Raw genomic sequence first — 21,905 nt, forward strand, 5'->3', positions numbered from 1 at the left:
GTCTGGCACAGCGACGATCGGGTGCCCCGTCCACCCCGATCCGTGAGAAGTGCATGACCACCACCGAGAACACGAGCAGCTCCGACCACGGCGAACGCATCGAGGACATCGACGTCTCGCTCGAGATGCAGGGGTCGTTCCTCGAGTACGCGTACTCGGTCATCTACTCCCGAGCGCTGCCCGACGCCCGGGACGGCCTCAAGCCCGTCCAGCGTCGCATCCTCTACCAGATGTCCGAGATGGGCCTCCGGCCCGACCGGGGCCACGTCAAGAGCGCGCGCGTCGTCGGTGAGGTCATGGGCAAGCTCCACCCGCACGGCGACACCGCGATCTACGACGCCATGGTCCGTCAGGCGCAGCCCTTCACCATGCGGGTGCCGCTCATCGACGGGCACGGCAACTTCGGCTCGCTCGACGACGGGCCGGCCGCACCGCGGTACACCGAGGCCCGTCTCGCCGAGGCGTCGCTGGCCATGACCCAGGGACTCGGCGAGGACGTCGTCGACTTCGTCCCCAACTACGACAACCAGTTGATGCAGCCCGAGGTGCTTCCGGCAGCCTTCCCGAACCTGCTCGTGAACGGTGCGAGCGGCATCGCGGTGGGCATGGCGACCAACATGGCGCCCCACAACCTCGTCGAGGTCGTCGGTGCCGCCCGGCACCTGATCGACCACCCCGACGCCAGCCTGGACGACCTGATGGCGTTCGTGCCGGGTCCCGACCTGCCGACCGGCGGCACGATCGCCGGGCTGGCCGGGGTCCGCGACGCCTACGCCACGGGTCGAGGCAGCTTCAAGACCCGGGCGAGGGTCGGCGTCGAGAGCATCACCGCACGGAAGAACGGTCTCGTGGTCACCGAGCTGCCGTACCTCGTGGGGCCCGAGAAGGTGATCGAGAAGATCAAGGACGGGGTGCAGGCGAAGAAGCTCACCGGCATCACGGACGTCACCGACCTGACCGACCACAAGCACGGTCTCCGTCTCGTGATCGGCATCAAGACGGGTTTCAGCCCCGAGGCGGTCCTCGAGCAGCTCTATCGCTACACCCCGCTCGAAGACGGCTTCAGCATCAACAACGTCGCCCTGGTCGAGGGGCAGCCGCGGACCCTCGGCCTGAAGGAGATGCTCGAGGTCTACGTCGCGCACCGCCTCTCGGTCGTCACGCGTCGCAGCCGCTACCGGCTGGCCAAGAAAGAGGACCGCCTCCATCTCGTCGAGGGCCTCCTCGTCGCCATCCTCGACATCGACGAGGTCATCCAGGTGATCCGGACGAGCGACGACACGCCTGCCGCCCGGGCACGCCTGCGCGAGGTCTTCGACCTCAGCGAGATCCAGGCCGAGTACATCCTCGACCTGCAGCTGCGCCGACTCACCAAGTTCAGCCGCATCGAACTCGAAGCCGAGCGCGACGAGCTGCTCGCGGCCATCGCCGACCTCAAGGATCTGCTGGCCGACCCCGCCCGCCTCCGGGCCCTCGTCTCGAGCGAGCTCGGTGAGATCGCCGAGCAGTTCGGCACGCCGCGTCGGACCCTGCTCACGGAGGCCAAGGCGAGCGTCGCGACGACCGGTCGCGGCAGCAGGTCGGCCCCGGTGCTCGAGATCGCCGACACCCCGACCCGCGTTTTCCTCTCGACGACGGGCCGCGTCCTGCGGGTGGACCACCTCGACCCCGACTCCGCTGCCCCCACTCCCCCGACCCGACGCACGAAGCACGATGCCGTCCTCTCGTCGATCGACACGACGACGCGGACCGAGATCGGCGCCGTGACGAACCTCGGCCGCCTCGTCCGGTTCACCCCCGTCGACCTCCCGTCCGTGCCGCCCACGTCCGTCCAGCTGGGTGCGGGGGTGCCCATCCGGGACTACATCGGCGTGGTCGACAAGAAGGAGCGCGTGCTCGGGCTCGTCTCGCTGACCGCCGACCGGAGCATCGCGCTCGGCACGGCCCGCGGGGTCGTCAAACGGGTCGCGACCGGCCAGTACCCCGCCCGACCCGACTTCCCGGTCATCACGCTGAAGAAGGGCGACCAGGTCGTCGGCGTCGCCCAAGGGGTCGACGAGGACGAACTCGTCTTCGTCACGTCCGCCACGCAGTTGCTCCGGTTCACCGCCTCCGCCGTCCGGCCGCAGGGGCCCGCGGGTGGCGGGGTGGCCGGCATCAACCTTCCGGACGACGCGACCGTGATCTTCTTCGGTGCCGTGCCCGCGGGTCGCGAGGCCGTCGTCGCGACGGTCTCGTCGAGCAGCTCGACGATCGCCGGCACCGACCCCGGACGTGCCAAGCTCAGCGCGTTCGACGAGTACCCGGCCAAGGGGCGTGCCACTGGCGGCGTCCGGTCCCACTCGTTGCTGAAGGGCGAGGACGCCCTGTCGCTGGCCTGGGTCGGCCCGGCTCCCGCTCAGGCGGTCGGGCCGGACGGTTCGGTCCGCACTCTGCCCGCCGAGCTCTCACGCCGTGACGGATCGGGCACGCCCCTGGACGCGCCCGTGGGCTCGGTCGGCGCCTCGGTGGCTCACATCGCCGATTCGGCCACCGGCCTCGAGGCGGGTGCCGAACCGGTCGAGTGACCCCTCGACGGACCGACCGAGACGGCGTCCTCGACGTCGAGACAGGGCGTTCTCGTTCTCGGTGACGGCCTGCTCAGGACTCAGACGTCGATGCGGTCCCGGCTGAGACCGGCGCCGTCGATGATGAACTCCTTGCGAGGAGCCACGTCGTTGCCCATCAGCAGTTCGAAGACGCGGGCGGCGTTCTCGGCGTCGTCGACCTTGACCCGCCGCAGCATGCGGTTCTGGCGTTCCATCGTCGTGGTGCGGAGCTGTTCGGCGTCCATCTCGCCGAGTCCCTTGTACCGCTGGATGGGGTCCTGGAACTTCTTGTTCGTGCGTTTGAGCCCCGCGAGGACGTCGTGCAGCTCTTTCTCGGAGTACGTGTAGATCGTCTCGTTCGGCTTGCTGCCGGGGTGCATCACGACCACGCGGTGCAGAGGGGGGACGGCTGCGAAGACGCGACCGGCCTCGATCATCGGTCTCATGTACCGGAAGAACAGCGTCAGCAGCAGCGTCCGGATGTGGGCACCGTCCACGTCGGCGTCGCTCATGATGATGACCTTGCCGTAGCGGGCCGCCTCGAGATCGAAGGACCGTCCTGACCCGGCTCCCAGCACCTGGATGATGGAGGCGCACTCGAGGTTCGAGAGCATGTCGCTGACGGAGGCCTTCTGCACGTTGAGGATCTTGCCGCGGATGGGCAGGAGTGCCTGGAACTCGCTGTTCCGGGCGACCTTGGCCGTGCCCAGCGCGGAGTCTCCTTCGACGATGAACAGCTCGCTGTTCGCCACGTCGTTCGACCGGCAGTCGACCAGTTTGGCCGGCAGGGTCGAGTTCTCCAGGGCGTTCTTGCGACGCTGGGTCTCTTTGTGCGCCCGTGCGGCGATGCGGGTCTTCATCTCGGCGACGACCTTGTCGAGCACGAGGGCGGTCTGCGCCTTGTCTTCTCGCCGGGTCGACGTGAACAACGCGCCCAGCTCGTTCGCCACGACGTTGGCGACGATCGCGCGGACGGCCGGCGTGCCCAGGATCTCTTTCGTCTGGCCCTCGAATTGTGGCTCGGGCAGGCGCACCGTGAGGACCGCCGTCAGACCGGCCAGGACGTCGTCCTTCTCGATCTTGTCGTTGCCCACCTTGAGGCGACGGGCGTTGACCTCGACCTGCTGCCGCACGAACTTGAGCAGCCCGGCCTCGAAGCCGGTCTGGTGCGATCCGCCCTTCGGCGTCGCGATGATGTTGACGTAGCTGCGGAAGACCGTCTCGTACCCTCCGCCCCAGCGCAAGGCGATGTCGACGTCGCACTGCCGTTCGAGTTCGGTGGCGATCATGGCACCACCGTCGGTGAGCACGGGCACCGTCTCGGTGTAGGTGCCCGACCCGGTCAGACGCCACGTGTCGGTCACGGCGGTGTCGGGGGCGAGGAACTCGACGTATTCGCTGATGCCTCCGTCGAAGCGGAAGGTGCTCTCGAGGGGGAAGCCGCCGTCCGTGAGCGAACCCACGCGTTCGTCGCGCAGGGTCAGCGTCAGCCCCGGGATGAGGAAGGCCGTCTGCCGGGCCCTCGCCGACAGTTCGTCCGTCTGGAACGAGGCCCCTCGGGTGAAGATCTGGCGATCGGCCCAGTAACGCACCCGCGTGCCGGTGACGCCGCGCTTGGTCTTGCCCACTTCTCGGAGGACGCTGCCGGACACGAAGGGAGTGAACGGTGAATCGGGGGTGGGTTCGTCGACGTCCTCGAAGGTGCCGGGTTCACCGCGTCGGAACGACATGGCGTACGTCTTGCCGCCCCGGTCGACCTCGACGTCGAGCCTCTCGGACAGTGCGTTGACGACGGAGGCGCCGACGCCGTGGAGGCCGCCGGACGACGTGTAGGACCCGCCGCCGAACTTTCCGCCGGCGTGCAGCTTCGTGAACACGACCTCGACACCGCTCAGACCCGTCTTGGGTTCGATGTCGACGGGCACCCCGCGTCCGCTGTCGCGGACCTCGACGCTGTCGTCGGGGTGCAGCACGACGTCGATGGTGTCGCCGTGCCCGCCCAGGGCCTCGTCGACCGAGTTGTCGATGATCTCCCACAGACAGTGCATCAGGCCCCGGGAGTCGGTCGACCCGATGTACATGCCGGGGCGTTTGCGCACGGCCTCGAGGCCTTCGAGCACCGAGAGGTGCCGAGCCGAGTAGTCGGAGGCGGGGGCGGACGAGGTGGGGGGCATTGTTCTCCTGAGGGGCCCGCCGCCATCTCTCGACGACGGGAATGCGGGGAGGCGGTGACCGCGTTACAGACTACCGAGGGCCGCCGACACGGCAGTCCCGACACTCGACCGGCCCCTCGCCGCTACGCGATGAGCGAAATCCGGTGCCGATGGCACGCGATACCGACGTCGGCGTGTTTTGATGAGTGTCTCACCCACCGCACCACCGTCAGGAGGAGCATCACATGACTCAGATGGCCACCGACCAGACCGCCGTCGACGAGCTCGGCTCCCGTTACCAGTTGAGCGCCGCGGACCGCTGCGACAGCTGCGGAGCCCAGGCCTACATCCGCGCGACCATGGCCACCGGCGAACTGCTCTTCTGCGCCCACCACGGCGCGAAGTTCAAGGAGAAGCTGCAGCCCACCGCCATCGAGTGGCTCGACGAGAGTTCGAAGCTCCTCGCCCACTGAGACGCCGCGCCTCCCCGGACCACAGCCCGGGCCGGCGGTACGACGAAGGCCCCGCATCCGATCGATGCGGGGCCTTCGTCGTGTCTGCGGACCGACGTCGTCACATGGCCTTGAACGAACGCTCGAGGTTGTCGGCGATGACCTTCTGCGACGCGGCGGCGTACTCGTCGAGCTTCGCGTGCCCGGGGCCTGCCGAGTAGGAGATCATCCGGCGGCTCAGGGCGACGCGGAGCACCCGGTCGGCGAGGGCGGGGTTGAGCGGCAGGACCGGGCCCTTCAGCTGCGTGCCGAAGGAGACCCCGCGTCGGACGCCCTCGCGCCCGTCGCCGTTCCCGCCTCCGTGGACGACGGTCCCGAAGGCCTCCGCGTCCACGCCGAGTTCGAGATGCGCGGCATGATCCTCGAAACCGAAGAGGGTGACCTCGTCGCCCTGGTAGTCGGTCGTCACCTGCAGGTAGTTCGTCCGTCGCGGAGCCCCGCGGCGGACCACGGCGTCGAAGAAACCGACTCCCTCGACCGTCGCCCCGTCGACGTCCTCGACGCCCCGACTGAGGAGCTCGAGACCGCCCCCCACCGCCACGACCGGCACACCGGACGCCGCGAACGACTCGAGCGCCGGCGCGAGGCGGCGAGCATCGGCGGCGACGGCTCGCACGCCGGACAGGGGGCCGTGCCCCACGACGACCACGTCGGCGACGGTCGGCACGTCGTCGCCCACGCGGTACTCGAGCACGCGGCTGTCGATCCCGGCTCGGTGCGCGCGCACCGAGAGCGACGTCACGTTGCCCCGATCGCCGCTCACGCCGAGCTCTTCCGGGTAGAGGTGGACGATTCGGAGGACGTCGTCGCTCACGCGGTCTTCTCCAGGTCGGGGTGGCCGAGGATGCGACGGGCCAGCATCATCTGCTCGTAGTTCGTCACGAAGTGCTTAGTCTTGTCGCTCGGGGACGGAAGGGCTCGCATCAGACGGATGGCCTTCGAGATGTCTTCTTCGATCACGTGGACCGGGATGCCCTCGTGCTCGAGCCTCAAGGCCAACTGCCAGGCCTTAGCGCCGGCGAGGACGTCGACGTGGTCGAGGTGCGAGAAGTCGATGTCGTAGATCCACGAGATGTCGGGCGTGCCCTCGTCGATGGCCAACATGACCTGCTCGACGCCCTGCGGGAGTGCGTCGAGGTTCATCTGGAGGCTCGCCGCGTTCTTGAACATGATGAACTCGGCTTCGTCGGCGCCGAGGGACATGCGCTCACCACGACCGTAGGCCGGCTTCATGCTCTCGAACGCCCGCCGGACGGCGGCCGGGTCGACCGGGTGCCCCAGGACGACCGAGGCCGTCTGGAGCGCCGCTGCCGCGTCGACCGCGTAGTGGAGACCACGGGCCGGCAGCCGGACGTCGATCGGAGTGCCCGAGACCGTGATGGTGGCACCCGTGCCCGTAAGCGCGGTCACCTCGGTCTCCGCGGTCAACGAGGAGTCGGCCTCACGGCTGAAGTCGTGCGCGTTCTGCAGGCCGTTGGGTGACGCGGAGACGACCTCGGAGGAAGCGCCGAACCGGGTCACCGTCTGGCGACCGACCGGCTGGTAGGGGCCGAGGTGCTGGTCGTCGCGGTTCGTGACGACCGCGACCGTCGCCTCGGCGGCGGTGTCGGTCATCATCGTGCCGACCCGCTCGGTCTCGAAGAACCGGTACAACTGGTCGACCTGCACGTTGAGCATGAGCACCGTGGAGGGGTGCAGGGACTTCGTCAACTCGACCGCGAAGGCCTCGTCGACCTCGATCACCCCGATGTCGTCACGGACGCGACCGAAGGGCGTCACCTCACGGAGGAAGGCCGACGCGATGCCCTGCGGGAGGTTGGCACCCGTGGGGTTCGTGAACACCCTCAACCCGTGGGCACGAAGCGTCTCGGTGAGCATCATCGTGGTCGTCGACTTGCCGTTCGACCCGAGCACGAACACGACACCGCGATCGAACTGGGACGACACATGGGTGAGGAAGTCGGGCGCGAGCTTCAGGACCGTCTGCCCCGGGTACGCCGACCCGCCACCACGCAACCGGGCGACCGCCCGGACGAGACGGCCGGCCAGCACGGGGACCAGGTAACGCACGGGCCTACTCGAGGTAGTCGCGGAGCGACTGTGAACGCGACGGGTGGCGGAGTTTCGCCATCGTCTTGGACTCGATCTGGCGGATGCGCTCGCGCGTCACGCCGAACGTGTCACCGATCTGGTCGAGGGTCTTCGGCATGCCGTCACCGAGCCCGAAGCGCATGCGAATGACACCGGCCTCGCGCTCGGACAGGCTGTCGAGCAGCGATTCGAGCTGTTTCTGCAGCATCGTGAACCCGACGGCGTCGGCCGGCACGACGGCCTCGGTGTCCTCGATGAGGTCGCCGAACTCGCTGTCGCCGTCCTCACCCAGGGGCGTGTGGAGCGAGATGGGCTCGCGGCCGTACTTCTGGACCTCGACGACCTTCTCGGGCGTCATGTCGAGTTCACGCGAGAGCTCTTCGGGCGTGGGCTCGCGTCCCAGGTCTTGCAGCATCTGACGCTGGACACGGGCGAGCTTGTTGATGACCTCGACCATGTGCACCGGGATGCGGATGGTGCGAGCCTGGTCCGCCATGGCCCGCGTGATGGCCTGACGGATCCACCAGGTGGCGTAGGTGGAGAACTTGAAGCCCTTGGTGTAGTCGAACTTTTCGACGGCGCGGATCAGGCCGAGGTTTCCCTCTTGGATCAGGTCGAGGAACTGCATGCCACGGCCCGTGTAACGCTTGGCGAGGCTGACCACGAGTCGGAGGTTGGCACCGAGCAGGTGGCTCTTGGCCCGCTGACCGTCGCGCGACACCCAGCGCAGCTCACGCTCGAGCTCGCGGCTCAGGCCGGTGCTGTTCGCGAGCTTGTCGTCGGCGAAGAGACCCGCCTCGATCCGCATGGCGAGCTCGACCTCTTCGGCCGCGTTCAACAGGGCGACCTTGCCGATCTGCTTCAGGTAGTCCTTGACGGGGTCGGCCGTCGCACCCGTGATCGTCGTCGAGTAGACGGGCATCTCGTCGTCGTCGTCCTGCGAGATGACGAGCGCGCCGGTGGGGAGGATCTCGGGGACGGGCTTGGCGCCCTCGCCGTCCGCGTCGTCGGCGGCAGCCGGGTCGACCGCGGCCTCGGCGTCGACCTCGTCGTCGGCGGGTTCGGCTGCGGCGGCCTTCTTGGCCGCGGCGGTCTTGGCCGGAGCCTTCGTCGCCGCCTTCTTGGCGGGAGCCCTCTTGGCCGGCGCCTTCTTGGCGGGAGGAGCCGTGGTCTCGGCCTCGACGGCCGTGTCGTCGGTCACGGCCTCGTCGGGGGCCGTGGTCGCCTTGCTTCGTGTAGCCATGCGAACACCTTTCAGTTCTCGGTACGTTCCGGACCGGACGCGATCGTCGCGTTCACGTGCGCCGGTGGGGACGTCGACCGGCACTGGGCGTCGGCCGAATTCGGGCAGTACTAGGACCCATGTCAAGTCCTCGATCGAATGCGCGTCGACGACGTCGACGCGGTAACTCGATCGATGGACATGAACGGGTCCGTATCCCATTATTGCACGTCCGACCGGTGCCGAGCGACAAGGGCGACCTCAGGCGGTCGGTCCCCTCCGGGCCCGGGTGCGTGCGGCATGCCATCTCTTGTTGAGGGCAACCCAGAGCGGCGCCACCTCTATTCCTTCCTCCAGCCGCAGGCCCCGGCGGGTGCGCCGACGCTCGACGAGCAGAGCCACCACGCCACCGCCGATCACCACGTACTGCACGAGCAGCGCGATGCGGAACGACTCGAACGCGAAGAGGTCGCTCGGCTGACCCGAGGCGATGCGGGCGGCATCGAGTCGATCGAGCACGACGCCGATGAGGAACATCATCACGAAGCTCGCCAGGAAGCCACCGACGTTGACCACCCCGTTGGCCACGCCGAGGCTGCGAAGCGGGTTGAAGGTCCGCGCGAAGTCGAAGCCGATCAGGGAACCGGGCCCGCCCACTCCGAGCACGACCACGAGCACGTAGGCGAGCCAGTGCGGGGGTGTCCCCGGCCACGCGAGCAGAGTCGTCCAGACCACGGCCAGCACCGTGACGATGCCGAGGACCAGGTTGGAGCGTCGCATCGGGTACCGGGCGACCAGCACCCCGAGGACCGGCCCCGCCACGACACCGGACAGCACGAGGAGGGAGAGCATGCCGGAGGCCTCGGCGGTCGTGAAGCCCAGACCGCCCACCAACAGGGGAACGCCCCACAGCAGGCTGAAGACCGTGCCCGACGACTGCGTCACGAAGTGCGACCAGAACCCCAGCCGGGTACCGGGACGCCGGACGCTCTGTCCGAGCTGTCGCCCCGCGTCGGCCCAACTGACGACCGTCTCGGAGCGGACGCGACCGGTCGGCGACTCCTTCACGACCAGGAGCACCACCACGGCGGCCACGACCGACAACGACGCCGCGCTGAGGAAGGCCGGGCCCCACCCCGCCCCGTGCAGGACGATCGACAGCGGCACGGCCGACAGCACCTGTCCCAGTTGTCCGACGTTGCCGGTCCACTGCGACACCTGCGGCAGGATCGGACCACGGAACCACGAGGGCAGCAGACGGATCACCGAGATGAAGGTCATCGCGTCGCCGGCTCCGACCAGCACGCGGCCCACGACGGCCACGCCGATCGTCGGGGGCGAGAGCGCCACGACCAGCTGGCCCGCCGCCAGCAGGACGGCCCCTGCGACGATGAGCCTCTTGGGCCCCACCCGGTCGAGCAGGACCCCGACCGGGATCTGCAGCCCGGCGTAGACGACGAGTTGGACGACGGCCAGGGTCGACAGGGTGGAGGCCGAGACGCCGAAGAGCTGCTGGGCCTCGACGCCCGAGACGCCGAGCGACGACCGCTGCAGGACGGCGACGACGTAGGCGAAGACGGCGGCGCCCCAGACGAGCCAGGCGCGTGCGGAGTTCACCCCGTGACCCTAGCCGACCGGGCGCCGGACGCCGGCCCGCGCCTCCTGCGTCCGCGGATCGGAACGGACCCGGGAGGTGCGGTGCCGGTCAGGCGCGGTCGTCGCCCTCGCCGTCGACCCGCCGTGTGGCGAGGAACTTCTCGAGTTCGGCCGCCAGTGCGTCGGCCGTGGGCACCTGGCCGTCCTGGTCGGTCAACGGCGACGGCAGCGGGTTTCCCTGCATGTAGGTGTCGTGACGTTCCTCGAGCGTGGCGACCAGGCGCGAGAGCTCGTGGTTGCCGGCAACCTGCTCGTCGACCTTGACCATGAAGTCACGACCCTCTTCGCGGAGGCGGTCGGTCGGGAAGATCAGACCCGTCGCGGCACTGATGCTCGACAGTGCCGCCACGGCGGCGTCGGGGAACTCGGTGTCGGCCAGGTAGTGCGGGACGAGCAGGACGAAGCCCGCCGTGGGGTGACCCGTCTCGCCGAGCCGGTGTTCGACGAGGTGCAGGGCGTTGGCGGGGGCCTGGGTCACGGGCTTCCAGACGGACATCGCCTCGACCAGGTCGGACCGGTTGCCGCTGACCGTCACGCCGATGGGACGGGTGTGGGGCACGGGCATCGGGATCGAGTGCACCCAGGTCGTGGTCGAGACGCGGTAGCGCTCGACGAGCTGCACGACGGCCGCGGTGAAGCGCTGCCACTGGAAGTCGGGTTCGAAGCCCGCCAGGAGGAGGAACCGCTGACCGAGGTCGTCGTGGACGAGGTAGAGGGAGAGGGTCGACGGCTCGATCTCGGAGATGTGGTCCTGGTCGAACGTGAAGGTCGGGCGACGGGCCCGGTAGTCGAGGAGCTCGTCGGCGTCGAACGTCGCCACGAGGGTGTGGTCGAGGGTGTCGAGGACGTACTCCGCGAGCTGGCTCACCGCCGAGCCCGCGTCGGCGAACCCGGTGAGTCCGGCGACGAGCGGGAGGCCCTCGGGCACGCCGTCGGCGTCGGGGGTGAAGTCGTAGAGAGCTGCGGGGTCGTGCATGGTCTCCATGCTAGGCACCGGTCGTCGCCAGGAGGGCCCGCGACCACGTGCCGAGAGCGAACACCACGGTGGATACGATGGATGGATGACCGTCGCCACCCTCTCCGTCCTGCCGTCCGATCCGATCACCGCCGAGGCCGACGTCCTCGTCGTCGGAGTGGTGAAGGGGGCCGACGGTCCCGAGCCGACCCTCGAGGTCCCGGGGCTCGCCGAGTCCTTCGCCGCCCTCGGTGTGACGGGCGCGCGGGACGAACTCGTCAAGGTCCCCGCGTCCGGCGTCACGGCCACCATCGTGGCGCTGGTCGGCCTGGGCGACGCCGTCACGGCCGAGAGCCTGCGCTACGCCGCCGGCTCGGCCGTCCGTCAGCTCACGGCCGTCGACCGGGTCGTCCTGGCCCTGCCCGTGGGCGACGCCGCCGACGCACTGGCCGCCCTCGAGGGCGCCGCGATCGCCTCGTACGAGTTCGACGCGTTCCGGCACTCCTCGGCGTCCGACACCCGTCGACACGCTCGCGACATCGCCCTCGCGACGGCCACGGAGGTCCAGGAGTCCGTCCTCGACCGTGCCGCCGTGGTGGCCGAGGCGGTGCACACCGTCCGTGACCTCGCCACGACTCCCCCGCAGCAGATGTACCCCCAGGCACTCGCCGACTTCGCCGTCGCGCACGCGTCGGACGACGCCCTCTCGGTGACCGTGCTCGACGAGGACGGCCTCCGTGACGGCGGGTACGGGGGCATCCTCGGCGTCGGCCAGGGCTCGAGCCGCGGTCCCCGACTCGTCAAGGTCGAGTACTCCCCCGCCGGAGCCGCCAAGCACCTCGCCCTGGTCGGCAAGGGCATCACGTACGACACGGGCGGGTTGTCCCTCAAGCCCGCCGGGAGCATGCTCGGCATGAAGGACGACATGACGGGGGCCGCCACGGTCCTCGCCGTGACGGTGGCCGTGGCCAAGCTGCGGCTCCCCGTGCGGCTGACCGCCTGGCTCTGCATCGCCGAGAACATGCCGAGCGGCACGGCGATCCGACCCGACGACGTCCTCACCATCAAGGGCGGCACGACCGTCGAGGTGACGAACACCGACGCCGAGGGCCGCCTGGTCATGGCGGACGGGTTGGTCGCGGCGAGCGACGAGCAGCCCGACGCCATCGTCGACGTGGCCACCCTCACGGGTGCCCAGGTCGTCGCCCTGGGCATGCGCTACGTCGGCGTCATGGGCAACGACGACCTCGCGTCCGAGATCGTGTCGCTCGCCGACACGGCCGGCGAGACCTTCTGGCGCATGCCGCTGGCCTCCGAACTCCGCGCGCGCCTGAACTCCGACGTGGCCGACCTCGTGAACGCGACCCCGGGCAACACGGCCGCAGGCATGCTGCTCGCCGGCGTCTTCCTCAACGAGTTCGTCGGCTCGCGGGAGGGCACGACGACGCCGATCCCCTGGGCCCACCTCGACATCGCCGGTCCGTCCAACAACAAGGGCGGCGGATACGGCTACACGGCCAAGGGCTCGACGGGCGTGACCGTCCGTACCCTGATCGAGCTGGCCGACAAGTTTTCTGCTGCGTAGTAGGGTCGAGGGGGCGGGAGAAACCCGCTGAGATCGGTCCCCCGAGAGCATCCTCCGACGCGCGTCACGACGACGCCGCCGAACGGTGCGGTCGGTTCGGGGACGGGCGTCGTCGCCACCGCGACGGCCCCGCCTCGGCGTCGGGGCACCGCGGACGCACGAGGGAGTTGCTGGGTGTCGGAACAGAATTTTGACCTGGTGGTGCTCGGTGGCGGGAGCGGCGGATACGCCGCAGCGCTGCGAGCGAGCGAGTTGGGCCTGAGCGTCGCACTCGTCGAGAAGGACAAGGTCGGGGGCACGTGCCTCCACCGAGGCTGCATCCCCACCAAGGCGCTGTTGCACTCGGCCGAGGTGGCCGACGTGTCGCGCGAATCCGCCAAGTACGGCGTCAACACCGATTTCCACGGCATCGACATCGCCGCCGTTACCTCGTACCGCGAGGGCATCGTCGCCAGCAAGTACAAGGGTCTCCAGGGGCTCGTCAAGGCACGTGGCATCACGACCGTCGAGGGTGAGGGCAAGCTCACGTCGCCCTCGACCGTCCAGGTCGGCGAGACCACGCTCAAGGCCAAGAACGTCGTGCTCGCGACGGGTTCGTACTCGCGGAGCCTCCCCGGTCTCGAGATCGGCGGCAAGGTCATCACCAGCGAGCACGCCCTCGCGCTCGACCACGTGCCGAACAAGGTCGTCATCCTCGGCGGTGGCGTCATCGGCGTCGAGTTCGCCAGCGTCTGGAAGAGCTTCGGCGTCGACGTGACCATCGTCGAGGCCCTGCCGCACCTCGTCCCCAACGAGGAGGAGTCGATCTCGAAGCAGTTCGAGCGCGCGTTCCGCAAGCGCGGCATCGCCTTCTCGCTGGGCGTCCGGTTCCAGGGAGTCGAGCAGAACGACGACGGCGTCGTCGTCACCCTCGAGGACGGCAAGACGTTCGACGCCGACCTCATGCTCGTCGCCGTCGGCCGTGGCCCGTCGACCGCCGGTCTCGGCTACGAAGAGGTCGGCATCACGATGGACCGCGGTTTCGTCCTGACGAACGAACGTCTCGCGACGAACGTGCCCGGCGTCTACGCCCTGGGCGACATCGTGCCCGGCCTGCAGCTCGCGCACCGCAGCTTCCAGCACGGCATCTTCGTCGCGGAAGAGATCGCCGGCCTCAAGCCGCAGGTGATCTCCGACGTGAACATCCCCAAGGTCACCTACTCCGACCCCGAAGTCGCTTCGGTCGGCCTGACCGAGGTCAAGGCCGCCGACCAGTACGGCGCCGACAAGGTCACCAGCTACGACTACAACCTCGCGGGCAACGGCAAGAGCCACATCATCGGGACCAGCGGCTCGGTCAAGGTGGTCCGCGTCGTCGACGGTCCCGTCGTGGGCGTGCACATGATCGGCGCCCGTGTCGGCGAACTGATCGGTGAGGCACAGCTCGCCGTCAACTGGGAGGCCTACCCGGAGGACGTCGCTCCCCTGATCCACGCGCACCCCACCCAGAACGAAGCCCTCGGCGAAGCCATGCTGGCCCTCGCGGGCAAACCGCTGCACGCGATGTAGATCCCTGGCACCATCGCTCCTGCTCAGCAGGGGCCCGCACCACCACCAGAGCAACCACAGACACACATGTCGTCAAAGGAGCCCCACAGATGAGCGAATCCGTCAACCTCCCGGCACTCGGAGAGAGTGTCACCGAGGGTACGGTCACCCGCTGGTTGAAGAACGTCGGTGACCGCGTCGAGGTCGACGAGCCGCTGCTCGAGGTCTCGACCGACAAGGTCGACACCGAGATCCCTTCGCCCGTCGCCGGCGTGATCGAGGAGATCCTCGTCGCCGAGGACGAGACCGTCGAGGTGGGCACGGCCCTCGTCCGCATCGGAGACGGCAGCGCCTCGCAGTCGCCGGCGGACGAACCGGAAGCCGCCGCAGAGCCGGAGCAGGCACCCTCGGCACCTGCCGAGCCGGAGGCCGAGGAGCCCGAGCTCCCGTCGTCCGCGGCCCCTGCCCCGGGTGAGGACTCAGCCGCCAGCGCGCCCGAGCCCGCCCCCGCGGTGGACCCCGCGCCCGCCGCACAGCAGGACGGCGCACAGCAGGACGCCGCCGGCCAGCAGCCGGCCGCCGCACAGCCCCAGGCCGCCCGGCCCAGCAGCGAGCAGCCGGCCCCGTCGGCACCGACGCCGTCGCCCGCCACGGGTTCGTCCGAGACGTCGGCACCCGCCACGCCGGCCCCGAGCAGCGGTGCGCCGGTCGGTTACGTCACCCCGCTCGTCCGCAAGCTGGCGAACGAGAAGGGTGTCGACATCTCGACCCTGTCCGGCAGTGGCGTCGGCGGTCGCATCCGCAAGGAGGACGTCCTCGCCGCCGCCGAAGCCGCCGCGACCTCGACGACCTCGGAGCCGGCCTCCTCCGGTCCCGCCCCGATCGAGGTGTCGCCGTTGCGCGGCACGACCGTTCCGATGTCGCGCCTCCGCAAGGTCGTCGCCGAGCGTGCGGTCCAGTCGATGCAGGCCATGGCCCAACTCACCAGCGTGGTCGAGGTCGACGTCACCAAGGTCGCGGCCTTCCGCGACGCCAACAAGGGTGCCTTCCTCGAGAAGACCGGCAACAAGCTGTCCTTCCTGCCGTTCTTCACCCTGGCGGCCGCCGAGGCGCTCAAGGCGCACCCGAAGCTGAACGCCACCGTCGACGGTGACTCGATCGTCTACCCCGACCACGAGCACGTGGCCATGGCGGTCGACACGGAGCGCGGCCTGCTGACGCCGGTCATCAAGAACGCCTCGGACCTCGACCTCGCGGGCATCGCCGGCCAGATCGCCGACCTCGCGCAGCGCACGCGTGACAACAAGCTGAAGCCTGACGAGCTGGCCGGTGGCACCTTCACCGTCACCAACACGGGATCGCGCGGCGCCCTGTTCGACACCCCCGTGGTCTTCCTTCCGCAGGTGGCCATCCTCGGCACCGGCATCGTCGTCAAGCGCCCCGTGGTCATCAAGGCCGACGGTTCGGAGTCCATTGCCATCCGGTCCATGGTCTACCTGGCCCTGTCGTACGACCACCGCATCGTCGACGGCGCCGACGCGGCGCGCTTCCTGGTCGCCGTCAAGGAGCGCCTCGAGGGCGGGGACTTCACGTCCAAGCTCGGCATCTGACGCCCCTCGCGTGAGGCCCGACCGGCCTCACCGATCGACGATCACGTCGCGAAGCCGCCAACCGGCCTCGGTCCTCATCACGAGGACCGAGGCCGTTTCGCCGTGCGGGCCCGTCGCCTCGAGGAACACCGTCCCCCCGGTTCGTGACATTCGTCCCGTGAGCTCGAGAGGGACCGTCGCCGCCGCGGCGAGCGAGGGGTCGTCGAGCACGTCGGCGTCCCGGAGGGCGATCGGTGAACCGGGTTGATCGACGGCGTCGAGACAACTCGGCGTGACGTCGCGCAGGCACGTCAGCCGTGCCTGCAGGAGCACCTCGGCGGCCGCACCGGCATCGTCACCCCCCACCAGGGCTTCGACCTCGCCGGGCGTCACCGCCCCGCCCGTCCGAGCGGGTGCAGGCGTGCGGGTGTCCGCGGAGTCGCCGGACGGGCTCACCGGCGCCGACGACTCGGACCCGGGCGCGACCGGACCCACCCCGTCGGACGGTCCGTCCTGACGTGGAACGTCATCACGTCCCGAGGCGGCCGGTCCGAGGACGAGAGCCACCCCGGCGACGACGACGCCCGCGGCCGCGAGCAGTCGGTATCGCCGACGGACGGCTCGCAGGGCGTCGACCAGCCGCCGTGGGCGGAGGTCGGCCACGCCCGCGATCACCCGGTCGATCGCCTCCGACTCGGGCAGGAGGGCGAGCCAGCCCGGCATGACCCGTTCGTCCGCTGCGACCGACTCGACGCGTTCGCCCTGGGGGACCTCGTCGCCCTCGACCACGGCGTCGACACTCGAGAGCGGGACAGCCTCGCCGAGGTCGAAGACCGATTCGACGAGGGACTCGAAGCTCGTCGAGTCCAGGACCGGCGGCGAGGATCGCGAGGCCGGTCGCACCGCCCGCTCGACCAGGGCCCGGGCGAACTCCGCCGCCACGGGCAGCGAGGTGCGCTCGGCGTCCGGCCCCGCATCCGACCCCGCGTCCACAGGATGGACGCCGACCAGGACGGGTGCCCCGCGGGCGTCGATCTCGACGTCGTCGACGTCCAGCGCACGCACGGCCGTGCCCCGACGGGCCAGATGCTGGATGGCGCCGAGCACGGGGACGACGAGGGTGATGACCTCCCCGGTCTCGGGCCGACCGCGGGCGGCCAGCCACGAGGCGAGTGGGTCGCCGCCGACGTCCGCGAAGACGAGCACGACCTCGCCGGACGGGTCCGTCACCACGTCGACGAGGGTGGCGACGTGGGCGTGGTCCGCCCGGGAGAAGGCGACCGCCTCGGCGACGGGAGAGCGCCCGGTCGGACGTGACCCGCGCCTCCTGAGCACGACGCGTGAGCCGTCGGGCGCCTCGGCGAGGATGCGCTCCGCCCCGCCGTCGAGGCGCCGGGAGAGCACGCGGTAGGGGCCGATCGACTCGTTCGTCATGAGGCGATGGTGTCGTCCGGTGGTCGTCGGCGCCCTCCCGCCGGGGAGCCCTGTCGACCGGCGACGGACCGGAGTCCCTGGGGAGGATTCGTCGGGACCGCCGACCCCGTATCCTGGTGCACATGGCTCGACGCACGTCTCCCGAGAACACGTCCCCGAAACCGCCGAAGGAACCCGGCCGTTTCAAGCAGATGTGGCAGGTCTTCCAGATGACCCGCCGCGTCGACAAGACGGCGCTGCCGATGATGCTGCTGGCGTTCTTCGTGCCCGTGCTGCTCGGCGTGGCCGCGGCGCTGCTGCTCACGGGTGGCAACGTGCTCGCGCTGGTGCTCTACATCGTCGTCGGTGTCATGCTCGGGTTCCTGCTGCTGCTGATCGTGCTGGGTCGGAAGGCCGAGCGCGCGGCCTACTCGCAGATCGAGGGGCAGCCGGGTGCCGTCGGTGCCGTCATGAAGAGCGGCCTGCGTCGTGCGTGGCGCGCCGCCGAGATGCCCGTCGCCGTCCAGGGGCGCAGTCAGGCCGCGGTGTACCGCGCGGTCGGCCGGCCGGGCGTGGTGCTCATCGCCGAGGGCGGCGCCGGCCAGACCCGCCGACTCGTCGACGAAGAGCGTCGCAAGGTCACGCGCATCCTGCCGAACGTGCCGGTCCACGTGCTGAACGTCGGTCCCGATGCCGACTCCGTGCCCCTCCACAAGCTCGCCGGACGCATGAACAAGCTCAAGTCGTCCATCAACCGCAACGAGGTGCTGGCCGTCAGCAACCGCCTCCAGTCCCTCGGCCAGAACGGCCTGCCCATCCCCAAGGGTGTCGACCCCTTCAAGGTGCGGTCGGGCCGTCCGCGCTGACCCGGCGACCCCCGCCTCGACGTGACGTGACGACGGCGCCCCTCCGACCAGGAGGGGCGCCGTCGTGCGTACGGGACGGGTGCTTCAGACGCGGACGAGCAGCGTCCCGGCGACGCGATCGTGCAGCCCGCGCTGATCGAGGTCCCAGACGACGGCCGGGATGACGAGCACGAGCAGCACCGACCGCAGGACCGGCCGGCCGACGCCGATGCGACCGCCCGCCATCGGCACGAGGCGCATGCCCAGGGCGAGGTGCCCGAGGGTGCCGCCGAAGAGCACCAGGAACAGGATCTGCATCAGCAGGAACACCCCGGTGATGGCCAGGCCCTCACCGCCGAAGAAGAGTGCGGCGACGGCGTAGGCGATCGCCCAGTCGACGGCCAGCCCCCCCACGCGCCGTCCGAGTCGGGCCACGGAGCGCGGCCCCTTCTCGGGCAGCCCGAGACGCTCACCCGGCCAGCGTTGCGCGCCGTCGTCGGGGCCGCCCACGGAGGCGGGACGGGAAGGAGGCGCGGTGCGATCGGGCATGCATCGAGCCTACCGAGGGGCCGAGCCGTAACATGCCCGAAACATCAGGGACACCGCAGCGAAACGGCCCCTCCGTAGCCTCGACGGAGGCTGCGTCCCGCATCCGATCCGTTCCAAGCCCATTGGAGAGACATCTAGATGTTCACTGATTCTTCCGAGGTGCTGAAGTTCATCAAGGACACCGACGTCAAGTTCCTTGACATCCGCTTCACCGATCTTCCCGGTGTCCAGCAGCACTTCAACATCCCCGCCTCCACGGTCGACGAGGAGTTCTTCTCCGTCGGACAGCTCTTCGACGGGTCCTCCATCCGGGGCTTCGCCTCGATCCACGAGTCGGACATGCAGCTCATCCCCGACGTCACGACCGGGTACGTCGACCCGTTCCGCGCCGAGCGCACGCTCGTCCTCGTCTTCGACATCTTCAACCCGCGTAACGGCGAGCTGTACAGCCGTGACCCGCGTCAGGTCGCCAAGAAGGCCGAGAAGTACCTCGCGTCGACCGGCATCGCCGACACCGCCTTCTTCGCCCCCGAGGCGGAGTTCTACATCTTCGACGACGTCCGCTACGAGGTGAAGCAGAACGCCAGCTTCTACAGCGTCGACTCCGAAGAGGGCGCCTGGAACACCGGCCGCGTCGAAGAGGGCGGGAACCTCGCCAACAAGACGGCGTACAAGGGCGGCTACTTCCCCGTCAGCCCCGTCGACAAGACGGCCGACCTGCGCGACGACATCAGCCTCAAGCTGATCGACTCGGGCCTCGAGCTCGAGCGTGCGCACCACGAGGTGGGCACCGGCGGCCAGCAGGAGATCAACTACAAGTTCGACACGATGGTCCACGCCGCGGACGACATCCTCAAGTTCAAGTACATCGTCAAGAACACCGCCGAGCAGTGGGGCAAGGTCGCGACCTTCATGCCGAAGCCCCTCTTCGGCGACAACGGTTCGGGCATGCACACCCACCAGTCGCTCTGGAACGACGGCAAGCCACTGTTCTACGACGAGAACGGCTACGGCGGCCTGTCCGACCTCGCCCGCTGGTACATCGGTGGCCTGCTCAAGCACGCTCCCGCCGTCCTCGCCTTCACGAACCCGTCGATCAACTCGTACCACCGTCTTATCCCGGGCTTCGAGGCGCCCGTGAACCTCGTGTACTCGGCCGGCAACCGTTCGGCGGCCATCCGCATCCCGATCACCGGCACGAACCCGAAGGCCAAGCGCATCGAGTTCCGCGTCCCCGACGCCGCCTCGAACCCGTACCTGGCCTTCGCCGCGCAGCTGATGGCCGGCCTCGACGGCATCCAGAACCGCATCGAGCCGCACGAGCCGGTCGACAAGGACCTCTACGAGCTGCCGCCCGAGGAGGCGAAGAACATCCCGCAGGTGCCCGCGTCGCTCGAGGGTGCGCTCGACGCGCTCGAGGCCGACCACGAGTTCCTGACCAAGGGCAACGTGTTCACCGAGGACCTCATCGAGACCTGGATCGCCTACAAGCGCGAGAAGGAGATCCTGCCCATGGCGCAGCGTCCTCACCCCTTCGAGTTCGAGCTGTACTTCGGCGTCTGACGCCGTCGCACCACGAGAGGCCCGCATCCCCCCAGGGGGTGCGGGCCTCTCGCGTCGCTGCCGCAGCGGTCCTCGGGGTGACGAACCCGCGCCTCCTCGGGGTCACCCCGGACCAGGAGGCGCGGGGGCGCACGCAGGACGGGCCGCCTCCCGAGGGAGGCGGCCCGTCAGCCCGTGCCCGACGATCCGGTCAGGCGGGTACGGCGGTCGGCGTCAGCACGCGACGCTGGGCCGGCGTGCGACGGCCGCCCAGCGGACGGACCTCCCAGCCGGCGGCCGACCAGACCTCGGCGTCGAGCACGTTGCGCGCGTCGATCACCACGGGGTTGGCGGCGAGCTCGGCGAGCCCGGCCGCGTCCGCCCCGACGAACTCGGGCCACTCGGTGAGGAGCAGCACCGCGTCGGCGTCCGTCACGGCCTCGGCGGCCGAGTCGGCGAATGACAGCGTCGGGAAGCTCCGCTGGGCCGTCTGCGTGGCCTCGGGGTCGACGACGAGCACCTGGGCGCCCCGGAGGTGCAGGGCCGCTGCGACGTTGAGGGCCGGCGAGTCGCGCACGTCGTCGGTGTGCGGCTTGAAGGCCGCCCCGAGCACGGCGATGCGTCGGTTGAGGACCGAGCCGCCGCAGGCGTCGATCGCCTGGTCGATGACCCGCTGGCGCTGGGCCATGTTGATCTCGTCGACCTGTTGCATGAGCCCGACGACGCGGTGGGCGGACAGTTCGTTGGCCCGGAACATCAGGGCACGGATGTCCTTCGGCAGGCACCCGCCGCCGAAGCCGAGCCCCGCGTTCAGGAACTTGCGTCCGATGCGGTCGTCGAAGCCCAGGGCGTCGGCGAGGGTCGAGACGTTGGCACCGGCCGCCTCGCACAACTCGCTGATGGCGTTGATGAACGAGATCTTCGTCGCGAGGAACGCGTTGGCGCTGACCTTGACGAGCTCGGCGGTCGGCAGGTCGCACGAGATGACGGGCGTGCCCGTCGCGATCGGCAGGGCGTAGACCTGACGCATCAGGGCCTCGGTGCGGACGTCGGTACCGCCGAAGACGATGCGGTCGGGACGCAGCGTGTCCTCGACGGCATGGCCCTCGCGGAGGAACTCGGGGTTCCAGACGAGGTCGGCCGAGACACCGGCGGGGACGACGCCCGCCACGATCTCGCGCAGGTGTGCCGCCGTACCGACCGGGACGGTCGACTTGCCGACGATGAGGCCGTCGTGGCTGAGGGCGGCGGCGACGTTGCGGGTCGCCTCCTCGACGTACGAGAGGTTCGCGGCGTGACTCCCCCGGCGCTGCGGCGTGCCGACGCAGATGAAGTGCACGTCCGACAGGGCTACGGCCTCGGCGAGGTCGGTGGTGAAGGAGAGTCGACCGGAACCCACGTGCTCGAGGATGAGTTCGGGCAGGCCGGGCTCGAAGAACGGCACGCGCCCCTCGGCCAGGGCGGCGACCTTGGCGGGGTCGGTGTCGACCCCGATGACGTCGAAGCCCATCTCGGCCATGGCCGCCGCGTGCGTGGCGCCGAGGTAGCCGGTGCCGATGACGCTGATTCGGGGCTTCACCGAGGTGGCGTCGGCCCCCGTCGCGGCGACGGCGGACTCGGGGGTGGTGGCGTCTTTCTTCATGATGCGCTCCTGGGGATGGGGAAGAGGCGGGAGAAG

General features: G+C 69.7%; 16 protein-coding genes. 7 read left to right on the forward strand and 9 right to left on the reverse strand.

The window, feature by feature from the left end:
* Positions 1 to 53 precede the first annotated feature (53 nt).
* On the forward strand, positions 54 to 2,567 hold the full coding sequence (locus HQQ78_RS02075) for a DNA topoisomerase (ATP-hydrolyzing) subunit A (protein WP_173150898.1): 2,514 nt from the start codon (positions 54 to 56) through the stop codon (positions 2,565 to 2,567).
* A gap of 80 nt (positions 2,568 to 2,647) precedes the next feature.
* Here the strand turns inward: HQQ78_RS02075 and HQQ78_RS02080 are convergent, their stop codons facing one another.
* Positions 2,648 to 4,762 (reverse strand): type IIA DNA topoisomerase subunit B, encoded by a 2,115-nt coding sequence (locus HQQ78_RS02080; protein WP_173150899.1) that lies wholly within the window; start codon positions 4,760 to 4,762, stop codon positions 2,648 to 2,650.
* Between the two features lie 224 nt (positions 4,763 to 4,986).
* Between HQQ78_RS02080 and HQQ78_RS02085 the strand changes: the two genes are divergently transcribed.
* Positions 4,987 to 5,214 carry a hypothetical protein gene (locus HQQ78_RS02085; protein WP_043592677.1) on the forward strand — a complete coding sequence of 76 codons (228 nt, stop codon included), beginning with the start codon at positions 4,987 to 4,989 and terminating at the stop codon, positions 5,212 to 5,214.
* Positions 5,215 to 5,314: 100 nt separating this feature from the next.
* Here the strand turns inward: HQQ78_RS02085 and HQQ78_RS02090 are convergent, their stop codons facing one another.
* The 5 genes from HQQ78_RS02090 to HQQ78_RS02110 form a co-directional block, all read right to left on the reverse strand.
* A complete protein-coding gene (locus HQQ78_RS02090; protein ID WP_173150900.1) occupies positions 5,315 to 6,067 on the reverse strand; it encodes a hypothetical protein in 753 nt (250 codons plus the stop codon).
* Positions 6,064 to 7,323, reverse strand: a complete 1,260-nt coding sequence (locus HQQ78_RS02095; RefSeq protein ID WP_173150901.1) for a MurT ligase domain-containing protein — start codon at positions 7,321 to 7,323, stop codon at positions 6,064 to 6,066. Before HQQ78_RS02095 ends, HQQ78_RS02090 begins: the two co-directional genes overlap by 4 nt.
* A 4-nt stretch (positions 7,324 to 7,327) precedes the next feature.
* On the reverse strand, positions 7,328 to 8,587 hold the full coding sequence (locus HQQ78_RS02100; protein ID WP_056047486.1) for an RNA polymerase sigma factor: 1,260 nt from the start codon (positions 8,585 to 8,587) through the stop codon (positions 7,328 to 7,330).
* A gap of 240 nt (positions 8,588 to 8,827) precedes the next feature.
* Positions 8,828 to 10,183 (reverse strand): nitrate/nitrite transporter, encoded by a 1,356-nt coding sequence (locus HQQ78_RS02105; RefSeq protein WP_173150902.1) that lies wholly within the window; start codon positions 10,181 to 10,183, stop codon positions 8,828 to 8,830.
* 88 nt (positions 10,184 to 10,271) lie between these two features.
* The gene (locus HQQ78_RS02110) at positions 10,272 to 11,198 is read right to left on the reverse strand and encodes a proteasome assembly chaperone family protein (RefSeq protein ID WP_056047489.1); all 927 of its coding nucleotides are present in this window, start codon (positions 11,196 to 11,198) and stop codon (positions 10,272 to 10,274) included.
* An 85-nt stretch (positions 11,199 to 11,283) separates the two neighbouring features.
* Here HQQ78_RS02110 and HQQ78_RS02115 point away from each other — a divergent pair, with 85 nt between their 5' ends.
* The 3 genes from HQQ78_RS02115 (at position 11,284) to sucB (ending at position 15,899) form a co-directional block, all read left to right on the forward strand.
* Positions 11,284 to 12,762, forward strand: coding sequence for a leucyl aminopeptidase (locus HQQ78_RS02115; protein ID WP_173150903.1), 1,479 nt, complete (start codon positions 11,284 to 11,286; stop codon positions 12,760 to 12,762).
* 174 nt (positions 12,763 to 12,936) lie between these two features.
* Positions 12,937 to 14,310, forward strand: a complete 1,374-nt coding sequence (gene lpdA, locus HQQ78_RS02120) for a dihydrolipoyl dehydrogenase (RefSeq protein WP_159826512.1) — start codon at positions 12,937 to 12,939, stop codon at positions 14,308 to 14,310.
* Between the two features lie 89 nt (positions 14,311 to 14,399).
* On the forward strand, positions 14,400 to 15,899 hold the full coding sequence (sucB, locus tag HQQ78_RS02125) for a 2-oxoglutarate dehydrogenase, E2 component, dihydrolipoamide succinyltransferase (protein ID WP_173150904.1): 1,500 nt from the start codon (positions 14,400 to 14,402) through the stop codon (positions 15,897 to 15,899).
* A gap of 27 nt (positions 15,900 to 15,926) precedes the next feature.
* On the opposite strand, the gene HQQ78_RS02130 is transcribed toward sucB, so the two are convergent.
* A complete protein-coding gene (locus tag HQQ78_RS02130; protein ID WP_173150905.1) occupies positions 15,927 to 17,312 on the reverse strand; it encodes a hypothetical protein in 1,386 nt (461 codons plus the stop codon).
* A 122-nt stretch (positions 17,313 to 17,434) separates the two neighbouring features.
* Between HQQ78_RS02130 and HQQ78_RS02135 the strand changes: the two genes are divergently transcribed.
* Entirely contained in the window at positions 17,435 to 18,157 is a 723-nt protein-coding gene (locus HQQ78_RS02135; protein WP_056045492.1) for a DUF4191 domain-containing protein, read from the forward strand.
* An 84-nt stretch (positions 18,158 to 18,241) separates the two neighbouring features.
* Here HQQ78_RS02135 and HQQ78_RS02140 read toward each other — a convergent pair whose 3' ends face one another.
* Positions 18,242 to 18,685, reverse strand: coding sequence for an RDD family protein (locus tag HQQ78_RS02140; RefSeq protein WP_056045495.1), 444 nt, complete (start codon positions 18,683 to 18,685; stop codon positions 18,242 to 18,244).
* Positions 18,686 to 18,823: 138 nt separating this feature from the next.
* On the opposite strand from HQQ78_RS02140, the gene glnA reads away from it, so the two are divergent.
* Entirely contained in the window at positions 18,824 to 20,248 is a 1,425-nt protein-coding gene (glnA, locus tag HQQ78_RS02145) for a type I glutamate--ammonia ligase (RefSeq protein WP_043592663.1), read from the forward strand.
* A gap of 190 nt (positions 20,249 to 20,438) precedes the next feature.
* Here glnA and HQQ78_RS02150 read toward each other — a convergent pair whose 3' ends face one another.
* Entirely contained in the window at positions 20,439 to 21,869 is a 1,431-nt protein-coding gene (locus tag HQQ78_RS02150) for a UDP-glucose/GDP-mannose dehydrogenase family protein (protein ID WP_173150906.1), read from the reverse strand.
* Positions 21,870 to 21,905: the final 36 nt, after the last annotated feature.

Origin of the sequence: Frigoribacterium sp. VKM Ac-2859 (assembly GCF_013204925.1) — a bacterium.
In the GTDB taxonomy this organism is placed as follows: domain Bacteria; phylum Actinomycetota; class Actinomycetes; order Actinomycetales; family Microbacteriaceae; genus Frigoribacterium.

Excerpts from the sequence above, each read along its gene's own strand:
- HQQ78_RS02075 (WP_173150898.1), top strand. The coding sequence starts at position 54 with ATGACCACCACCGAGAACACGAGCAGCTCCGACCACGGCGAACGCATC.
- HQQ78_RS02080 (WP_173150899.1), bottom strand. The coding sequence starts at position 4,762 with ATGCCCCCCACCTCGTCCGCCCCCGCCTCCGACTACTCGGCTCGGCAC.
- HQQ78_RS02085 (WP_043592677.1), top strand. The coding sequence starts at position 4,987 with ATGACTCAGATGGCCACCGACCAGACCGCCGTCGACGAGCTCGGCTCC.
- HQQ78_RS02100 (WP_056047486.1), bottom strand. The coding sequence starts at position 8,587 with ATGGCTACACGAAGCAAGGCGACCACGGCCCCCGACGAGGCCGTGACC.
- HQQ78_RS02110 (WP_056047489.1), bottom strand. The coding sequence starts at position 11,198 with ATGCACGACCCCGCAGCTCTCTACGACTTCACCCCCGACGCCGACGGC.
- HQQ78_RS02115 (WP_173150903.1), top strand. The coding sequence starts at position 11,284 with ATGACCGTCGCCACCCTCTCCGTCCTGCCGTCCGATCCGATCACCGCC.
- sucB (WP_173150904.1), top strand. The coding sequence starts at position 14,400 with ATGAGCGAATCCGTCAACCTCCCGGCACTCGGAGAGAGTGTCACCGAG.
- HQQ78_RS02130 (WP_173150905.1), bottom strand. The coding sequence starts at position 17,312 with ATGACGAACGAGTCGATCGGCCCCTACCGCGTGCTCTCCCGGCGCCTC.
- HQQ78_RS02135 (WP_056045492.1), top strand. The coding sequence starts at position 17,435 with ATGGCTCGACGCACGTCTCCCGAGAACACGTCCCCGAAACCGCCGAAG.
- HQQ78_RS02140 (WP_056045495.1), bottom strand. The coding sequence starts at position 18,685 with ATGCCCGATCGCACCGCGCCTCCTTCCCGTCCCGCCTCCGTGGGCGGC.
- glnA (WP_043592663.1), top strand. The coding sequence starts at position 18,824 with ATGTTCACTGATTCTTCCGAGGTGCTGAAGTTCATCAAGGACACCGAC.
- HQQ78_RS02150 (WP_173150906.1), bottom strand. The coding sequence starts at position 21,869 with ATGAAGAAAGACGCCACCACCCCCGAGTCCGCCGTCGCCGCGACGGGG.